General features: G+C 64.8%; 14 protein-coding genes. 11 read left to right on the top strand and 3 right to left on the bottom strand.

The window, feature by feature from the left end:
• The first annotated feature begins 634 nt into the window (after positions 1-634).
• Genes LNV23_RS14880 through LNV23_RS14895 form a run of 4 tightly spaced genes read left to right on the top strand, consistent with a single transcriptional unit; the run spans position 635 to position 3,860 of the window.
• On the top strand, positions 635-1,660 hold the full coding sequence (locus LNV23_RS14880) for an RluA family pseudouridine synthase (RefSeq protein ID WP_411910584.1): 1,026 nt from the start codon (positions 635-637) through the stop codon (positions 1,658-1,660).
• Entirely contained in the window at positions 1,657-2,319 is a 663-nt protein-coding gene (locus LNV23_RS14885; RefSeq protein ID WP_263563676.1) for an HAD family hydrolase, read from the top strand. The genes LNV23_RS14880 and LNV23_RS14885 overlap by 4 nt, the downstream gene beginning before the upstream one ends.
• A 20-nt stretch (positions 2,320-2,339) precedes the next feature.
• On the top strand, positions 2,340-2,741 hold the full coding sequence (locus tag LNV23_RS14890) for a Rieske (2Fe-2S) protein (RefSeq protein WP_263563677.1): 402 nt from the start codon (positions 2,340-2,342) through the stop codon (positions 2,739-2,741).
• 57 nt (positions 2,742-2,798) lie between these two features.
• Positions 2,799-3,860 (top strand): S49 family peptidase, encoded by a 1,062-nt coding sequence (locus tag LNV23_RS14895; RefSeq protein ID WP_263563678.1) that lies wholly within the window; start codon positions 2,799-2,801, stop codon positions 3,858-3,860.
• 163 nt (positions 3,861-4,023) lie between these two features.
• Here the strand turns inward: LNV23_RS14895 and rbp are convergent, their stop codons facing one another.
• Both rbp and LNV23_RS14905 read right to left on the bottom strand, forming a co-directional pair.
• Positions 4,024-4,374 carry an RNA-binding regulator gene (rbp, locus tag LNV23_RS14900; RefSeq protein ID WP_263563679.1) on the bottom strand — a complete coding sequence of 117 codons (351 nt, stop codon included), beginning with the start codon at positions 4,372-4,374 and terminating at the stop codon, positions 4,024-4,026.
• 109 nt (positions 4,375-4,483) lie between these two features.
• A complete protein-coding gene (locus tag LNV23_RS14905; RefSeq protein WP_263563759.1) occupies positions 4,484-4,693 on the bottom strand; it encodes a hypothetical protein in 210 nt (69 codons plus the stop codon).
• Between the two features lie 604 nt (positions 4,694-5,297).
• Here LNV23_RS14905 and kdpF point away from each other — a divergent pair.
• The 7 genes from kdpF to argJ all read left to right on the top strand — a co-directional run bounded on the left by kdpF (position 5,298) and on the right by argJ (position 15,013).
• Positions 5,298-5,387 carry a K(+)-transporting ATPase subunit F gene (gene kdpF, locus LNV23_RS14910; RefSeq protein WP_263520293.1) on the top strand — a complete coding sequence of 30 codons (90 nt, stop codon included), beginning with the start codon at positions 5,298-5,300 and terminating at the stop codon, positions 5,385-5,387.
• 1 nt (position 5,388) lies between these two features.
• Positions 5,389-7,185 (top strand): potassium-transporting ATPase subunit KdpA, encoded by a 1,797-nt coding sequence (gene kdpA / locus LNV23_RS14915; RefSeq protein WP_263563680.1) that lies wholly within the window; start codon positions 5,389-5,391, stop codon positions 7,183-7,185.
• A gap of 10 nt (positions 7,186-7,195) precedes the next feature.
• Positions 7,196-9,292 (top strand): potassium-transporting ATPase subunit KdpB, encoded by a 2,097-nt coding sequence (gene kdpB / locus LNV23_RS14920; protein ID WP_263563681.1) that lies wholly within the window; start codon positions 7,196-7,198, stop codon positions 9,290-9,292.
• 27 nt (positions 9,293-9,319) lie between these two features.
• Complete coding sequence (gene kdpC, locus LNV23_RS14925) at positions 9,320-9,901, top strand: potassium-transporting ATPase subunit KdpC (protein WP_411910585.1); 582 nt, start codon at positions 9,320-9,322, stop codon at positions 9,899-9,901.
• A 72-nt stretch (positions 9,902-9,973) separates the two neighbouring features.
• Positions 9,974-12,784, top strand: coding sequence for a DUF4118 domain-containing protein (locus LNV23_RS14930; RefSeq protein WP_263563682.1), 2,811 nt, complete (start codon positions 9,974-9,976; stop codon positions 12,782-12,784).
• 60 nt (positions 12,785-12,844) lie between these two features.
• Positions 12,845-13,552, top strand: a complete 708-nt coding sequence (gene kdpE / locus LNV23_RS14935) for a two-component system response regulator KdpE (RefSeq protein WP_263563683.1) — start codon at positions 12,845-12,847, stop codon at positions 13,550-13,552.
• Positions 13,553-13,774: 222 nt separating this feature from the next.
• Positions 13,775-15,013: a bifunctional glutamate N-acetyltransferase/amino-acid acetyltransferase ArgJ gene (gene argJ / locus LNV23_RS14940; protein WP_263563684.1), complete on the top strand. Its 1,239-nt coding sequence runs from the start codon at positions 13,775-13,777 to the stop codon at positions 15,011-15,013.
• Positions 15,014-15,186: 173 nt separating this feature from the next.
• Here argJ and LNV23_RS14945 read toward each other — a convergent pair whose 3' ends face one another.
• Complete coding sequence (locus LNV23_RS14945; RefSeq protein WP_263563685.1) at positions 15,187-15,624, bottom strand: urease accessory protein UreE; 438 nt, start codon at positions 15,622-15,624, stop codon at positions 15,187-15,189.
• Positions 15,625-15,707 lie beyond the last annotated feature (83 nt).

Genomic DNA, 15,707 nt, shown 5'->3' on the forward strand with positions numbered 1-15,707 from the left:
CTGCATGCAAAGCGGTGGGGGGTGGGGGGAGTGAGGGAAATCATCCGCGAGGACTGTTGGACGCGGGCAGCAGGCGGTCAGACCATGGGTCGACCGGCCTACCGCCGTGGAATACCTTGTCTGCTACCCAATGCAGCTCCTTGCACAAGGCATGGATGGCGCGCATTCGGCGTGGTTCGTTCTACATCGCTCTGCCACACACACACAGTGGCCGCCGTGTCACTTGGGGACAGGGCCCGCCGCCGGGCGTTTGTGTTGCATCACCGGTTGTTTGATGGGGTTCAAGGCTTCGTGCTTGACGGGCATCAAGCCCCATCGCCACCTTGCTGCCGCCGGCATGACCTTTGTCTGGCCTTGATTCCTGCCCGATCCTGCGTGGGCCTGAGCCCAGGTAAAATCAGAAAAATCAAATACTTACGGCAGTAACGTGGTGAGCAACATTATAAGGGCTAAAGCCAGAGCACCGGCCGCCACAGAAACCCGGAAGTCAGGCCCCAAATCGGGCGCCCGTTCGCCTGTCAAGGCTGCAGGGCGACCGGGGGCCAAGGCCAGCGGCCAGCCGGCCCGGCCAGGGCGTCACAAAGGGCCCTTGCTGGGCGAGCGGGTGCCTGTTGCGCCGGCCAAGAGTCGCCCGTTGGCGCGAACCGCCGCGGTGCCAGCTGCGCCTTCGGCCCCCGCAGAGGCAGCAACAGCCCAGGTTCGTCGCGTCCTGGTGGACGAAGGCTCCGAAGGGCAGCGCTTGGACAACTTCTTGCTGCGCGAACTCAAAGGCGTGCCCAAGACCCATGTTTACCGCGTCATTCGCGCCGGTGAGGTGCGGGTCAACAAGGGCAGGGCGCAGGCCGACACGCGCCTGGAACTGGGCGACGAGGTGCGCATTCCACCGGTGCGCCTGCCTGAGCGGGCCCAAAGCAGTACCGAATATGTGCCCGCGCGCGAGTTCCCCATCGTCTACGAAGACGATCACCTCCTGGCCATCAACAAGCCGGCCGGTGTGGCCGTGCATGGCGGGTCGGGCGTCAGCTTCGGTGTCATCGAGCAGTTGCGCCAAGCTCGGCCGCAGGCCAAGTTCCTGGAGCTGGTGCATCGCCTGGACCGGGAAACCTCGGGCCTGCTGCTGATCGCCAAGAAGCGCAGCGCCTTGGTCGCGCTGCAGGACCAGTTCCGCGAACGTGAGACCGGCAAGACCTACGCCGCCCTGGTGGCTGGGGTCTGGCCGGCCAATTTGAAGGTGATCGATGTGCCGCTGCTCAAGTTCGTCGGCAGCGACGGCGAGCGTTGGGTGAGGGTGGTGACGAATTCGCATGATCCTCAGGCCGAGCAGGCCAAACGTTCGATCAGCCTGGTCAAGGTGGCGCAGGCCTTGAATGGCTACAGCCTGTTGGACGTGACCATCAAGACCGGGCGCACGCACCAGATCCGTGTGCACCTGGCCCATGGCGGCCACGCCATCGTCGGCGACCCCAAGTACGGCGATTTCGAAGCCAACCGTGCCTTGGCGCGTGGCGAGCACCGCTTCGAGCGCATGTTCCTCCATGCCCAGCGCCTGCGCTTTGCGCACCCGGCGCGTGAGGGCGAGGAGATCGAACTGCTGGCACCTCTGCCCGAGGAATGCCAGCGCCTGGTCGCGGCCTTGCAGCCAAGCAAGGGCTCAAAATGAGCCGTCCTCAGCGTTTCGATTTGATCGCTTTTGACTGGGACGGCACCTTGTTCGATTCCACAGCGCTGATCACGCGAAGCATCCAGAACGCAGCGGTGGACTTGGGCCTTCCGCGGCCCAGTGAGGCGCAAGCCAGTTATGTGATCGGCATGGGCTTGCAAGCCGCCATGGCCCATGCCGTGCCGGCGCTGCCCGAGGCGCGCTTTGCCGAGATGGGCGAGCGCTTTCGTCACCATTACCTGGCAGCCCAGCATGAGGTGATTCTGTTTGCTGGCGTGGTCGAGATGCTGGCTGCCCTCAAGGCCCGCCATCACTGGCTGACGGTCGCCACCGGCAAGAGCCGGCGCGGCCTGGACGAAGCTTTGCAAGCCGTAGGCTTGGACCGGGTGTTTGACGGCAGCCGCACGGCTGACGAAACCCAAGGCAAGCCGCACCCGCAGATGTTGCTGGAGTTGATGCGCGAGTTCGGGGCTGAGCCCGAGCGCACCTTGATGATCGGCGACACCAGCCATGACCTGCAGCTGGCGCTGAACGCCGGCTGCGCCAGTGTGGGCGTCAGCTACGGCGCGCATCATCACCACAGTTTTGCCGAGTTCAAGCCCCTGCATATCGCTCATGACGTGGCCGATTTGCAGCAGTGGCTGCTTGCAACCGCCTGAATCGAAAGCCTGGGCCCGATATGACTGACCCGAAGACCCCGATCCCTGCGCAAGCGCTGTGCAGCTCCGACGAGCTGCAGGAGCGGGGCCGCGCTCACACCTTTGATGTGCTGCAATACCGCCAGCCGGCGCGCGCCTTTGCCCTGCGTTTCGAGGGCCAGGTGGTGGCCTACCTGAACCGCTGCGCCCATGTGCCGACTGAGATGGATTGGCAGGAGGGCGAGTTCTTGGACGGCGACAAGCAATACATCATGTGTTCCATCCACGGCGCTGTGTATGACCCCTTGAGTGGCCGTTGTGTGACCGGCATGTGCGGCCGCAGCGGCCTGACCAAGATTGAGGTCCAGGAGCGCGAGGGGCAGGTGTATTGGTATCCTTCCCGCGATACCCGACCCGTGTTTGATGACACCCAGCCCGACTGAACACGAGCGGCCCGGCCCCCGAGCTTTGAGAACGAACGACCCTGTTTGCGAGATTCCATGAGTAGCCACGATGAACTGCCGCAGCCGATTGCGGACCCGCTGATCGACGCCGCCGCCCCCGCAGCCGCGCCCGCTGCTGCGCCGGCAGCAACAGCAAGCACGGCCACAGCGAGCACAGTGAGTGCTGCTCTGCCTGCCGCCTATGAGCCCGTCTTGCTTGAATTCGCTCGCGAGTACCTGCGCGACCGCCGCAGCGAGCGCCGCTGGCGCCTGTTCTTCCGCATGTTCTGGCTGCTTCTGCTGGCATTCGCGGCCTGGCTGTTCTTCTACCCGCCGCATCTGCACCGGCCCAGCAACAACGCCCCGCACACCGCCCTGGTCGAGGTGCGCGGCGAGATTGCGGCCGATACCGAGGCCAGCGCGGAATTGATTCTTTCGGCCCTGAAAGAAGCCTTCGAGGACCCGGGCTCGCAAGCCGTGGTGCTGCGCATCAACTCACCCGGTGGCAGCCCGGTTCAGGCCGGCATCATCTATGACGAGATCCAGCGCTTGAAGGTCCTGCACGACAAGAAGGTGTTTGCCGTGGTCGAGGAAATGTGCGCTTCGGGCGCCTACTACATTGCTGCTGCGGCCGATGAAATCTATGTCGACAAGGCCTCGGTCGTGGGCTCCATTGGCGTTCTGATGGACGGCTTCGGCTTCACCGGCCTGATGGGCAAGCTTGGTGTGGAGCGCCGCTTGCTGACCGCGGGCGAGAACAAGGGCATGCTGGACCCCTACAGCCCGGTCTCGCCCAAGCAGCAGGCCTACGCCCAGACCATGCTGAACCAGATTCACCAGCAGTTCATTGCCGTGGTGCGCGAAGGCCGTGGCAAACGTCTGAAGGAAACGCCGGAGATGTTCTCGGGTTTGTTCTGGAACGGCGAGCAGGCGGTCAAGATGGGCCTGGCTGATGAATTCGGCAATCTCGACTATGTCGCCCGCGAGGTGGTCAAGGCCGAGGAAGTGATCGACTACACGCCACGCGAGAACGTGGCCGAACGCTTGGCCAAGCGCTTCGGAGCAGCCATGGGTGAGGGCGTGGTCAAGGCCGCGCGCGGCGGCTTGAGCATGCGCTGAATCACGGCAGTAGCTCTGGGTTTCTGAAGGGGAGCCGGTCCGGGAGGATAGTCTCCCCTTCTTACTGCTTAACCCGTCCTGGCCTTTGCTTTCGCAAGCCCGGCGAACACGCAAAGAAAAGCCGGCTCCAAGGGAGCCGGCTTTTCTTGGGCTAGCGCTGGAATCAGTAGCGACCGCCGCCAAAACCACCGGTGCCATAGCCGACATCGGCGCGTTTGCTTGCCTTGAACCCGGCCGCGCTGTAGTCGCCGGCCTTGTCCTTGTTTTCGCGCGGACGCGCCAGAGTCACCACAATCGAGCGGCCATCGACGCTCATGCCGTGCAAGGCCGAAATCGCGGCCTGGGCCAGCTCAGGAGAGGCCATCTCCACGAAGCCGAAGCCTTTGGAAGTGCCCGTGTCCCGGTCCATCATGACTCGGGCGGAGGACACGGTTCCGAACTCGGAAAAGTTGCTTTTCAGGCTCGAATCGGTCACGGAATAGGGCAAGTTGCCGACGTAGATTTTGCTGCTCATGTTGGAGTCTTTCTGAATGGATCGTGACGCGATGTCAGGATGTGCTGGCTGGAAACTAGGGGCGTCCACAGCGGCTGTGGCATGTGGATAGATCTGTGGGGGCCAGATCTCAGCAATCAGGTGGGTGACTCATGCTGGCCTGCAGCCAGCCCTGGGTGACCGCAAAAAGCCGTGCGCCTGCGCGCGAGGCAAAGGTCTTGTCGACTCGGTACACAGGGCTGGATTTGCCCTTGTCTTGAGTGCGCTGAACCGAAAACGATGCTCGGAATCGGCCGCAATCGGTTCGGTGTGTCGTGGGCGAGACGACGAACTGGCCCATGGGTATGGCGTGATTTGTAATCTGGTTCAATCAAAAACTGCAGGCTGGAGTGGCCCGCGTGACCATCGTGTCGCTCACGGGAACGCGGTGTGATCGCAATCCACGCAAACGTGTCAAGGTCGCTCCATGCGACCGCTGTGGGTGCTTTCTGGCGCCTGAAACAGACGTCAGGACGAATGTCCCATAGCGCTTTATACCATTCGAATACAGAATTCCTGATCTTTATTATTTTTGGTATTAAAAGTGAAGTGACATGCGAGCTGAGGCCAAAGAGACCTCAGATTCCTTTTCTGACCACCTGATCTGCTCTTGCGCTTTCCGCCTGGCGCTTGCTGCTCGGTGCATCGAGCGCAAAGCACGGTCTTCAATATAGGCCCGTGCCGCCGCAAGCGGCCGCCAGCTCAGCGGTGATCTTTACAGCTTCTTGATACCCATCCCCCCAGCTTCTACGCCGGCCTGAGGCGCCCGTTTTTAAGCTTGCTGCATCGCAACATTCCAGTGAGTTGAATGCAATGGACGGGATTTTTCTGGGTTTGAGCCTGGCGCTGTTCGGCCTGGCCGTGGGTCTGGCCTTGGCCAGCCACAAGCTGGCAGGTGACAAGTCATGAGCGCCTTGTACTGGCTGAGTGGCCTGGCTGCGGCCGGCCTGTTCGCCTACCTGCTGTACGCCTTGCTGCGTGCCGAGGAGTTCTGACATGGATGCCTTGGCTTGGATCAATCTGGCCCTGTTCATGGGCTTGCTCCTGCTCGCGGCCTGGCCGCTGTCGCGCTGGCTGACGGCGGTGGCCGGCGGTCAACTGCCGCGCTGGATGCAGCTCTGCGAGCGCCCCTTCTACCGCCTGGCCGGTGTCGAGGCGCAAAGCGGCATGCACTGGAAGCAGTACGCGCTGGCTCTGCTGCTGTTCAACTTCATCGGTGTGCTGGCCGTCTACGGTCTGCAGCGTTTCCAGGACCTGCTGCCGCTGAACCCGCAAGCCTTCGGCGCCATCACGCCGGACTCGGCCTTCAACACCGCCATCAGCTTTGTCACCAACACCAACTGGCAGGGCTATGGCGGCGAGTCCACCATGAGCTATCTGACCCAGATGCTGGCGCTGACGGTGCAGAACTTCGTCTCGGCTGCCACCGGCATTGCCGTGGTGTTCGCGCTGATCCGCGGTTTCGCGGGCAAGCTCGCCGGCACGGTCGGCAATTTCTGGGCCGATTTGACCCGTATCACCTTGTGGGTGTTGCTGCCGCTGTCCCTGCTGCTGGCCGTCTTCATGGTCGGCCAGGGCGTGATCCAGAATTTTGACGCCTACCAGGACGCCAAGACCGTGGAAGCGCAGAGTTACTCGGTGACCAAGCTGGGCACTGATGGCCAGCCCCTGCTCGACGCCGAAGGCAAGCCGCTGAGCGAGACCGTCAGCAGCCAGAGTCAGACCCTGGCTATGGGCCCGGTCGCCTCGCAGCTGGCCATCAAGATGCTGGGTACCAATGGTGGTGGTTTCTTCAACGCCAACTCGGCCCACCCCTTCGAGAACCCGACGCCGCTGTCCAATCTGTTGCAGATGCTGGCGATCTTCCTGATTCCGGCCGCTCTGTGCTTCAGCTTCGGCCGCATGGTCGGCGACTCGCGCCAGGGACTGGCCATCCTGGCCGCCATGAGCGTGCTCTTCATCGCCGGTGTGATCGCCGCCACCAGTGCAGAGCAGGCCGGCAACCCGGCGCTGCACACCCTGAACGTGGACCAAAGCGCCAGCGCTCTGCAGTCCGGCGGCAATATGGAAGGCAAGGAGACCCGCTTCGGCGTCAATGCCAGCAGCCTGTTTGCCGTCATCACCACGGCAGCCTCCTGCGGCGCAGTCAATGCCATGCACGATTCCCTGACGCCCTTGGGCGGACTGGTGCCGCTGGTGATGATGCAGCTGGGCGAGGTGGTGTTCGGCGGCGTGGGCACGGGCCTGTACGGCATGCTGGTGTTTGCCATCCTGGCCGTCTTCATCGCCGGCCTGATGATCGGCCGCACGCCCGAGTACCTGGGCAAGAAGATCGAGGCTTATGAGATGAAGATGGTGTCCATCGCCATCCTCGTCACACCGATGGTGGTGCTGGTCGGTACGGCGGTGGCCGTGCTGGCCGATGCCGGCCGGGCCGGCATTGCCAACCCGGGCGCTCATGGCTTCTCCGAAATCCTGTATGCGCTGACCTCGGCCGGCAACAACAACGGCAGCGCCTTCGCCGGCCTGTCCGCCAACACGCCCTTCTACAACACCTTGCTCGGTGTCGTGATGTGGCTGGGCCGCTTTGGCGTGATCGTGCCGGTGCTGGCCCTGGCCGGCAGCCTGGCCGCCAAAAAGCGCATCCCCGTCAGCGGCGGCACCCTGGTCACCCATGGCCCACTGTTTGTCGGCCTGCTGATCGGCACCGTGCTCCTGGTGGGCTTGCTCAACTACGTTCCATCCCTGGCCCTCGGCCCCATCGTCGAGCACCTGGTGCTCTGGAAGCTGTGAGGGACATGCAATGACTACCCAAAGCAATCAACAAGGCAGTTCGTTTTCGCTGCTCGATCCCAAGCTGGTCAAGCCGGCCCTCGCGCAGTCCTTCGTCAAGCTGGACCCGCGCGTGCAATGGCGCAATCCGGTCATGTTCGTGGTCTACATCGGCTCGCTGCTGACCACGGCGCTGTGGCTGATGAGCCTCGGCGATGCCACGTTAGCCGGCACGGAAGGCTCGGGCTTCATCCTGGCCGTTTCGCTGTGGCTGTGGTTCACGGTCATCTTCGCAAACTTCGCCGAAGCCATGGCCGAGGGCCGCTCCAAGGCACAAGCAGCCTCGCTGCGCGGGCTCAAGAGCAAGACCTGGGCGAAGAAACTGACCCAGCCTGTTCACGGCTCCAGCTGGCATCCGGTGCAAAGCGATGAGCTGCGCCGCGATCATGTGGTGCTGGTCGAGGCCGGCGATCTGATCCCGCTGGACGGCGAGGTGATCGAAGGCGTGGCCTCGGTGGACGAGAGCGCCATCACCGGCGAGTCGGCACCAGTGATCCGTGAGTCGGGCGGAGACTTCTCCTCCGTCACCGGCGGCACTCGCGTGCTGTCCGACTGGCTGGTGGTGCGCATCTCGGTCAACCCGGGTGAGTCCTTCCTGGACCGCATGATCTCCATGGTCGAAGGCGCGCGCCGCCAGAAGACGCCCAATGAGATTGCGCTGACGATTCTGCTGGTGGCACTGACCCTGGTCTTTCTGGTGGTCACGGTGACCCTGCTGCCCTTCTCGATGTTCAGCGTCTCTGCCGCCGGCGCTGGAACGGTCGTGTCCATCACCGCCCTGGTGGCCCTGCTGGTCTGCCTGATCCCGACCACCATTGGCGGCCTGCTCTCCGCCATTGGCGTGGCCGGCATGAGCCGCATGATGCAGGCCAATGTGATCGCCACCTCGGGCCGTGCGGTCGAAGCCGCCGGTGACGTCGACGTGCTGATGCTGGACAAGACCGGCACCATCACCCTGGGGAATCGGCAGGCAGCAAGCATGCTGCCAGCGCCAGGCGTGACGGAGTTGCAGCTGGCCGACGCCGCCCAGCTGTCCTCGCTGGCCGATGAGACGCCCGAAGGCCGCAGCATCGTCGTGCTGGCCAAGACCCGCTTCAATCTGCGTGAGCGCGAGATGAGCACGCTGGACGCCCAGTTCGTGCCCTTCACGGCCCAGACCCGCATGAGCGGTGTCGACCTGGCCGGTGGCCGCCAGATCCGAAAGGGGGCTGGCGATACGATTCGCCGTTATGTCGAGAGCTTGGGCGGCAGTTTCCCCATGGAGCTGACTGCGGCCATTGAGGACATCGCCCGCCGTGGCAGCACGCCTCTCGTCGTGGCGGAAGGTTCGCGCGCCCTCGGTGCCGTCGAGCTCAAGGACATCGTCAAGGGCGGTATCAAGGAACGCTTCGCCGAGCTGCGCCGCATGGGCATCAAGACGGTGATGATCACCGGCGACAACAAGCTGACGGCGGCGGCCATCGCGGCCGAGGCCGGTGTCGACGACTTCCTGGCCGAGGCCACGCCCGAAGCGAAGCTGCAGCTGATCCGCGACTACCAGGGCGAGGGTCGCCTGGTGGCCATGACCGGCGACGGCACCAACGATGCGCCCGCTCTGGCCCAAGCCGATGTGGCCGTGGCCATGAACACCGGCACGCAGGCGGCCAAGGAGGCCGGCAATATGGTGGACCTGGATTCCAACCCCACCAAGCTGCTGGAGATCGTCGAGACCGGTAAGCAGCTCTTGATGACGCGTGGCTCGCTGACGACCTTCTCCATCGCCAACGATGTGGCCAAGTACTTCGCCATCATCCCGGCCATGTTTGTGGGCGTCTATCCGCAGCTGACGGCGCTCAATGTGATGGGCTTGCACAGCCCGTCCTCGGCCATCTTGTCGGCGGTGATCTTCAACGCGCTGATCATCATCGCGCTGATTCCTCTGGCGCTGCGCGGTGTGCCCTACCGCGCCATCGGTGCGGCCGCGCTGCTGCGCCGCAATCTCGCGATCTACGGCCTTGGCGGCCTGATCGTGCCCTTCATCGGCATCAAGGCCATTGACCTGATCCTGGTCGGCCTGCGCCTGGTTTGATTCGAAGAAACGCGAAGGACTCCCATCATGATGCTCAAGCAACTTCGTCCCGCCCTGGTCAGCTTTTTGCTGCTCAGCGCCGTCACCGGTCTGATCTACCCCTTGGTCGTCACCGCCCTCAGCAAGCCGCTGTTCCCGGCCGAGGCGAGCGGTTCGCTGCTCCGCAACAAGGACGGTGACATCATCGGTTCCGAACTGATCGGCCAGAACTTCAGCTCGCCCCAGTATTTCTGGGGCCGGCCCTCGGCCACCGCGCCCATGGCCAACAATGCCGGAAGTTCCTCGGGTTCCAACCAGGGCCCGCTGAACCCGGCCCTGACGGATGCCGTGGCCGCTCGCGTGGCTGCCCTGCGTGCGGCCGACCCGGGCAACAACCAGGCGGTGCCGGCCGATCTCGTCACCGCCTCGGCCAGCGGCCTGGATCCGCACATCAGCATGGCTGCCGCCCGCTACCAGGCGCCGCGTGTCGCCCGTGAGCGTCAACTGCCTATGAAAGAAGTGCTGCGCCTGATCGAGGCCAACACTGCGTCGCGCGACCTGCAGGTGCTCGGTGAGCCGCGCGTTCATGTGCTCAAGCTCAATCTGGCGCTGGATGAGCATGGAGTCTGAGCTAATGTTCATGAGAGCCCGCACTGCAGCTCTCGTCCTGCGTTTGTTCGGCCTGGCCTGAGAATCTCGACCATGAGCATTGAAAAGCGCCCCGACCCCGATGAGTTGCTGGCTCAGATCCGCGAGCAGGAGAGCGCGGAGCAGCGGGGCCGGCTGCGCATCTACTTCGGCTCCTCGGCCGGCGTCGGCAAGACCTTTGCCATGCTGCAGGCGGCGCGCAAGCTGCAGGCGGATGGCCTCGATGTGCTGGCCGGCGTCGTCGTCACCCATGGCCGCAGCGAGACCCAGGCCTTGCTCGACGGTCTGCCCGTGCTGCCGCTGCGCGAGCTCGAGTACCGCGGCCGCAAGCTGCCGGAGTTCGACCTCGACGGCGTGCTGGAACGCCGCCCGGCCCTGGTGCTGGTCGATGAGCTGGCCCATGCCAATGCGCCTGGCTCGCGCCACCCCAAGCGCTGGCAGGATGTGGAAGAGCTGCTGTCGCGCGGCATCAATGTCTACTCGACACTGAACGTCCAGCACCTGGAAAGCCTCAACGATGTGGTCGGCGGCATCACCGGCGTGCGAGTGCAGGAGACCCTGCCCGACACCTTCTTCGACCGCGCCGATGAAGTGGTGATGGTGGACACCCCGGCCGACGAATTGCTGGCTCGCTTGGCCGCCGGCAAGGTTTATGTCGAGCCCCCAGGGCGAGCAGGCTCGCCCACCGCCCGAGGGGGCGTTGTCGGCTTGGGGCGGCCCGGCGCCGACGGGGTCCCGCATGCCCAGCGCGCCGCCCAGAACTTCTTCCGCAAGGGCAATTTGATGGCCTTGCGCGAGCTGGCCCTGCGCCGCACCGCCGACCGGGTGGAAGACGATGTGCAGGCCTGGCGCAGCAACCAGCGCGTCGCCCAAGTCTGGAAGACCGAGGCCGCCATTCTTTGCGCCATTGGCCCCAGCCCGGCGGCGGAAAGCGTGCTGCGCAGCGCCGCGCAGTTGGCTCAGCAGCTCAATGTCTCCTGGCATGCGGTCTATGTGGAAACGCCGACGCTGCGCCGCCTGCCCGATGCGCAGCGCGACCGCATCCTGCGTGTGGTGCGCCTGGCCCATGAGCTGGGCGCGCAGACCGCGGTGCTCAATGCGCAAGATCTGACCCCGGCTTTGCTGGCCTATGCGCGCGAACACAATCTGTCCAAGCTGGTGCTGGGCCGCAGCCAGCCTGCACCCGCTTGGCGCCGCTGGCTGAGATCTTCCACGTGGCAACAGGCCCTGGCCGAAGAGGGTCCCGAGCTGGATTTGATCACCGTTGCCGCGGCCCCACTGCAGCCGACGCGCCGGGCTCAAGCCAATGAGTTGCAAACCCAAGAGCACGAAGCACGTGAGCTGCAGTGGCAGCGTCTGGCCGGTCGCTACGGTTTGTCCGGACTGGCTTGCACAGCAACCGCCTTGCTCAGCTGGCCGCTGCAGCAGGCCCTTGATCAGTCCAATATCGTCATGCTGTTCTTGCTGACGGTGGTCGGCGTGGCGCTGCGCTTGGGGCGCGGTCCGGCGGTGCTGGCCAGCTTTCTGAGTGTGGGCCTGTTCGATTTCTTCTTTGTCCAGCCCCGGCTCAGCTTTGCCGTCTCCGATGTGCAGTACCTGCTGACCTTTGCCGTCATGCTGGCCGTGGGCCTCATCATCGGCCAGCTGACGGCCGGCCTGCGCTACCAGGCCCAACTTTCGACTGAGCGCGAGGCGCGCTCGCGTTCGCTGTTCGAGTTGACCAGCGATCTGGCCGGTGCACTGCAGACCGAAGCAGTGCTGCAGGTGGCCGAGGCTGCCTTGGCCGAAGAGGTTCATGGCGAGGCCTTGCTCTATGTGCTGGACCTCAAGGACGCGCTGCAGCCCTCGCCCCGTCAGGACAGCTTGGCCGCCGGTGAGCAGCCCGACGCCGGCACCGCCCGCTGGGCCTTGGACCATGGCCAGGCCGCCGGTCTGAGCACCGACACACTGGCCGGCAGCGCCTGGTTTTACTTGCCCCTGCAGGCGCCCATGCGCACCCGTGGCGTGCTGGCCCTCAAGCCCAAAAGCAGCCGCAGTCTGATGTTGCCCGAGCTGCGCGCCCAGCTGGAGACCTATGCCCGCATCATTGGCCAGGCCCTGGAGCGTGTTCATTATGTGGAGGTGGCGCAGGAGGCCTTGGTGCACATCGAGGGCGAGCGTCTGCGCAACTCCCTGCTCTCGGCCTTATCACATGATCTGCGCACGCCGCTGGCCGGTCTCTACGGCCTGGCCCAGACCCTGGACCGCACGCCCGAGCTGCCGCCCCAGGCGCGCGAGCTCAGCGCCGCCCTGCAGCAGCAGGCCCAGCGCATCAGCGCCATGGTCAACAACCTGCTCGATATGGCGCGCCTGCAAAGCGGTGCGGTGCGCCTGAATCGGCAATGGCAGCCGATCGAGGAAGTGGTCGGCACGGCGCTGCAGTCCTTACAGCCGGCCCTGTCCAGCCATCATTTGCAGCTGCAGATTCCGCCGGGCCTGCCCTTGCTGCACCTGGATGCCGCGCTGATGGAGCGGGTGCTGGGCAATTTGCTCGAGAACGCGCTCAAGTACACGCCCAGCGGCAGCACCCTGAGCATTTCGGCCGAACTGGCGCCGGCGGCGGGCCAGCTGAAGCTGCGGGTCTCGGACAACGGCCCGGGTTTGCCGCCCGGTCGCGAGGAGCAGTTGTTCGCCAAGTTCAGCCGTGGCGAGCGCGAGAGCAGCACGCCGGGTGTGGGCCTGGGTCTGGCGATCTGCCGCGCCATCGTGCAAGCCCATGGCGGCGAGATCCATGCCGAGAATCTGCCCGGCGGCGGTGCCAGCTTTGTCATCAGCCTGCCGCTGGGGGATCCACCGGCCTTGCCGGTCCTAGAGGGTGAATCGTGAATCGTCAATCGGGAGTGCGGATGACTGTTTTCTTGGCCAAGTTGTTGCGGGGGTGTGACCATGAATGATCCGCATCCGGTGGCTCTGATCGTCGAAGACGAGGCCAGCATCCGGCGCTTTGTGCGCCTGGCCCTGGAGGCCGAGGGTTGGCAGGTGCATGAGACCAGCACGGTGCGCCAAGGTCTGGTCGATGCCGGCACACGTCGGCCCGATCTGGTCATCCTTGATCTGGGCCTGCCCGATGACGACGGGATCAACTACCTGCGTGATCTGCGTGCCTGGTCGGGCGTGCCGGTGATCGTGCTCTCGGCCCGCACGGCCGAGGCCGACAAGATTGCGGCGCTCGATGCCGGCGCGGACGACTATCTGAGCAAGCCCTTTGGTGTCGGAGAGCTGATGGCACGCGTGCGGGTGGCCCAGCGGCGCAGCCAGGCGGCCGCGCGCGGCAGCGCCGGCGAGCCGGCCCAGACCGTGTTTCGCTTCGGCGAAGTCGAGGTCGACCTGGCTCAGCGTCGCGTGCTGCGCGCCGGTGTGGCCGTGCACCTGACCCCGCTCGAATACCGCCTGCTGACGCATCTGATCGCGCATGCTGGCAAGGTGCTCACGCACCGCCAGATGCTCAAGGCGGTCTGGGGTCCCAGCCATGTCGAGGACAACCACTACCTGCGCGTCTATATGGGCAATCTGCGCCAGAAGCTGGAGGCCGTGCCGGCGGCGCCGCAGTATCTGCTCACTGAAACAGCAGTCGGTTACCGCCTGGTGGCCTGAGGCTGGGCGCGCTTGGACGGCTTCATGCGCGAGGATGGCGGCCGTGTCCAGGGGCCGGGCCGGTAGCGGGCCTGCCTTGGGTCGCGAGGTCTTCAGTTCAGGCGGGCGACCCTCAAGGCCGCACCCATTGGGAGCGCTTCGGTGCCAAGAAGCGGTCAAGCTCCGGCCAGGGCGGGCGCCCTACAATTCGGCCACATTTTCCAGCCACTGCCCGTGCCCGCCATGCCCGTCAATCTCACCGCCCCCGATCCCGCCAGCCTGCACCCCGTACCCGGCGTTCGCCTGGGCGTGACCATGGCCGGCATCCGCAAGGCCGATCGGCGCGACCTCAGCGTCATCGCCCTCGACGAAGGTGCCAGTGTGGCCGGCGTGTTCACCAAGAACCGCTTCTGCGCCGCGCCGGTACAGGTCTGCCGCGAGCATCTGGCCGGGCAGGTGGAGGGGGCCGGCATCCGTGCCATTCTGGTCAACACCGGCAATGCCAATGCCGGCACCGGCGAGGACGGTCTGGCCCGGGCACGCCAGAGCTGCACGGCCCTGGCCGAGCTGATGGGCGTGCAAGCCAGCCAGATCCTGCCGTTCTCGACCGGCGTGATCATGGAAGTGCTGCCGGTGGAGCGCATCGTCGCCGGCCTGCCCAAGGCCATCGCCGCCCTGCGCGACGACGCTTGGGGTGAAGCCGCCCTGGGCATCATGACCACCGACACCTTGCCCAAGGCCGCCTCGCGCCAGATTCAGATCCAGGGCCAGACCGTCACCATCACCGGCATCAGCAAGGGCGCTGGCATGATCCGCCCCAATATGGCCACCATGCTCGGCTATGTCGCCACCGACGCGCACATCAACCCGGGCCTGCTGCAGACCCTGGTGACCGAGGCGGCCGATGCCTCCTTCAACCGCATCACCATCGACGGCGACACCTCGACCAACGATTCCTTTGTGCTGATCGCCACGCATAAGGCGCAGCACGAGCGCATCGAATCGCTGCACAGCGCCGAGGGTCAGGCCTTGCGGGATGCTGTGATTGCGGTGTCGCAGCAGCTGGCGCAGGCCATCGTGCGTGACGGCGAGGGTGCGACCAAGTTCATCAGCGTGCAGATCGAAGGCGGCCGCGACGAAGCCGAATGCAAGCTGGCGGCCTATGCCATTGCCCACTCACCGCTGGTCAAGACGGCCTTCTTCGCCAGTGACCCGAACCTGGGCCGCATTCTGGCGGCCGTGGGCTATGCCGGCATTGCCGACCTGGATCAGACCCTGATCGAGATGCATCTGGACGACGTGCATGTGGTTACCAAGGGTGGCCGCCACCCCGACTACCGCGAGGAAGATGGCCAGCGCGTGATGAAGCAAAGCGAGATCACCGTGCGAGTCAACCTGCACCGAGGCGCAGCCCACAGCACCGTCTGGACCTGCGACCTCAGCCACGACTACGTGACCATCAACGCCGACTACCGCTCCTGAGAGAGGTGGCTGACGGCATAAAGCAGAAATTCAAATGCAACCACAGAGGCACTGAGGCACAGAGCTAAGACCAATTCGGCCTTGTATTTCTCTGTGCCTCTGTGCCTCCGTGGTTGCCTTTTGTATTCGGCTGCTTTGTGCCGAATCCGGCCAACCGGGATTGCGTGTTCGGCTCAGTGCTTGCAGCCCGGGCCGTGGACATGGGGCTGGTGCGCATGCGCCGCTGGCGCGGCGCTGACGGGAATGCCGATGGGCTTGCCGTGGGAAGCATGGCCACAGCTGCTGCTGTGAACATGGCCGTGTTCGTGCGGATGATCGTGATGGTCGTGCCCGGCATGAGAGGGCGCATCGACGCGGCGCAGTGAGCCGTCCTCGGCGACCAGCACGTCGCCGGCATGCAGATGTGTTCCCGCAGGCAGCTGAATCTTGAGTGCCTGGCCATGCTCGTCGCTGACTTCCAGCTCATGTTGATGGCTCTGCGCTTCGTCGAGCTTGACGATGGCTGCGCGCTTGAGCAAAGCCGGTGCCAGACCCTGGCCACCGGGCAGGAGCTTGGTGATGAGCAGGGCGGAGGCGGCGGACGATGCGGAGGAGGTCGTGGGCTGGTTCATGGAGATGCGAGCAAGTGTGGGTGGCGGCGCCAGAAGGCCTCACTGTAGCGAAATCTGTCAAGCAAGCGCTCGGCAGGGCGGCG

It is taken from the genome of Kinneretia sp. DJ1R-11, from assembly GCF_025717595.1.
Taxonomy (GTDB): Bacteria; Pseudomonadota; Gammaproteobacteria; order Burkholderiales; family Burkholderiaceae_C; genus Paucibacter_A.

Coding starts and splice junctions, on each gene's coding strand:
- LNV23_RS14885 (WP_263563676.1), top strand. CDS start 1,657: ATGAGCCGTCCTCAGCGTTTCGATTTGATCGCTTTTGACTGGGACGGC.
- LNV23_RS14890 (WP_263563677.1), top strand. CDS start 2,340: ATGACTGACCCGAAGACCCCGATCCCTGCGCAAGCGCTGTGCAGCTCC.
- LNV23_RS14895 (WP_263563678.1), top strand. CDS start 2,799: ATGAGTAGCCACGATGAACTGCCGCAGCCGATTGCGGACCCGCTGATC.
- rbp (WP_263563679.1), bottom strand. CDS start 4,374: ATGAGCAGCAAAATCTACGTCGGCAACTTGCCCTATTCCGTGACCGAT.
- LNV23_RS14905 (WP_263563759.1), bottom strand. CDS start 4,693: ATGGGCCAGTTCGTCGTCTCGCCCACGACACACCGAACCGATTGCGGC.
- kdpF (WP_263520293.1), top strand. CDS start 5,298: ATGAGCGCCTTGTACTGGCTGAGTGGCCTGGCTGCGGCCGGCCTGTTC.
- kdpA (WP_263563680.1), top strand. CDS start 5,389: ATGGATGCCTTGGCTTGGATCAATCTGGCCCTGTTCATGGGCTTGCTC.
- kdpB (WP_263563681.1), top strand. CDS start 7,196: ATGACTACCCAAAGCAATCAACAAGGCAGTTCGTTTTCGCTGCTCGAT.
- kdpC (WP_411910585.1), top strand. CDS start 9,320: ATGATGCTCAAGCAACTTCGTCCCGCCCTGGTCAGCTTTTTGCTGCTC.
- LNV23_RS14930 (WP_263563682.1), top strand. CDS start 9,974: ATGAGCATTGAAAAGCGCCCCGACCCCGATGAGTTGCTGGCTCAGATC.
- kdpE (WP_263563683.1), top strand. CDS start 12,845: ATGAATGATCCGCATCCGGTGGCTCTGATCGTCGAAGACGAGGCCAGC.
- argJ (WP_263563684.1), top strand. CDS start 13,775: ATGCCCGTCAATCTCACCGCCCCCGATCCCGCCAGCCTGCACCCCGTA.
- LNV23_RS14945 (WP_263563685.1), bottom strand. CDS start 15,624: ATGAACCAGCCCACGACCTCCTCCGCATCGTCCGCCGCCTCCGCCCTG.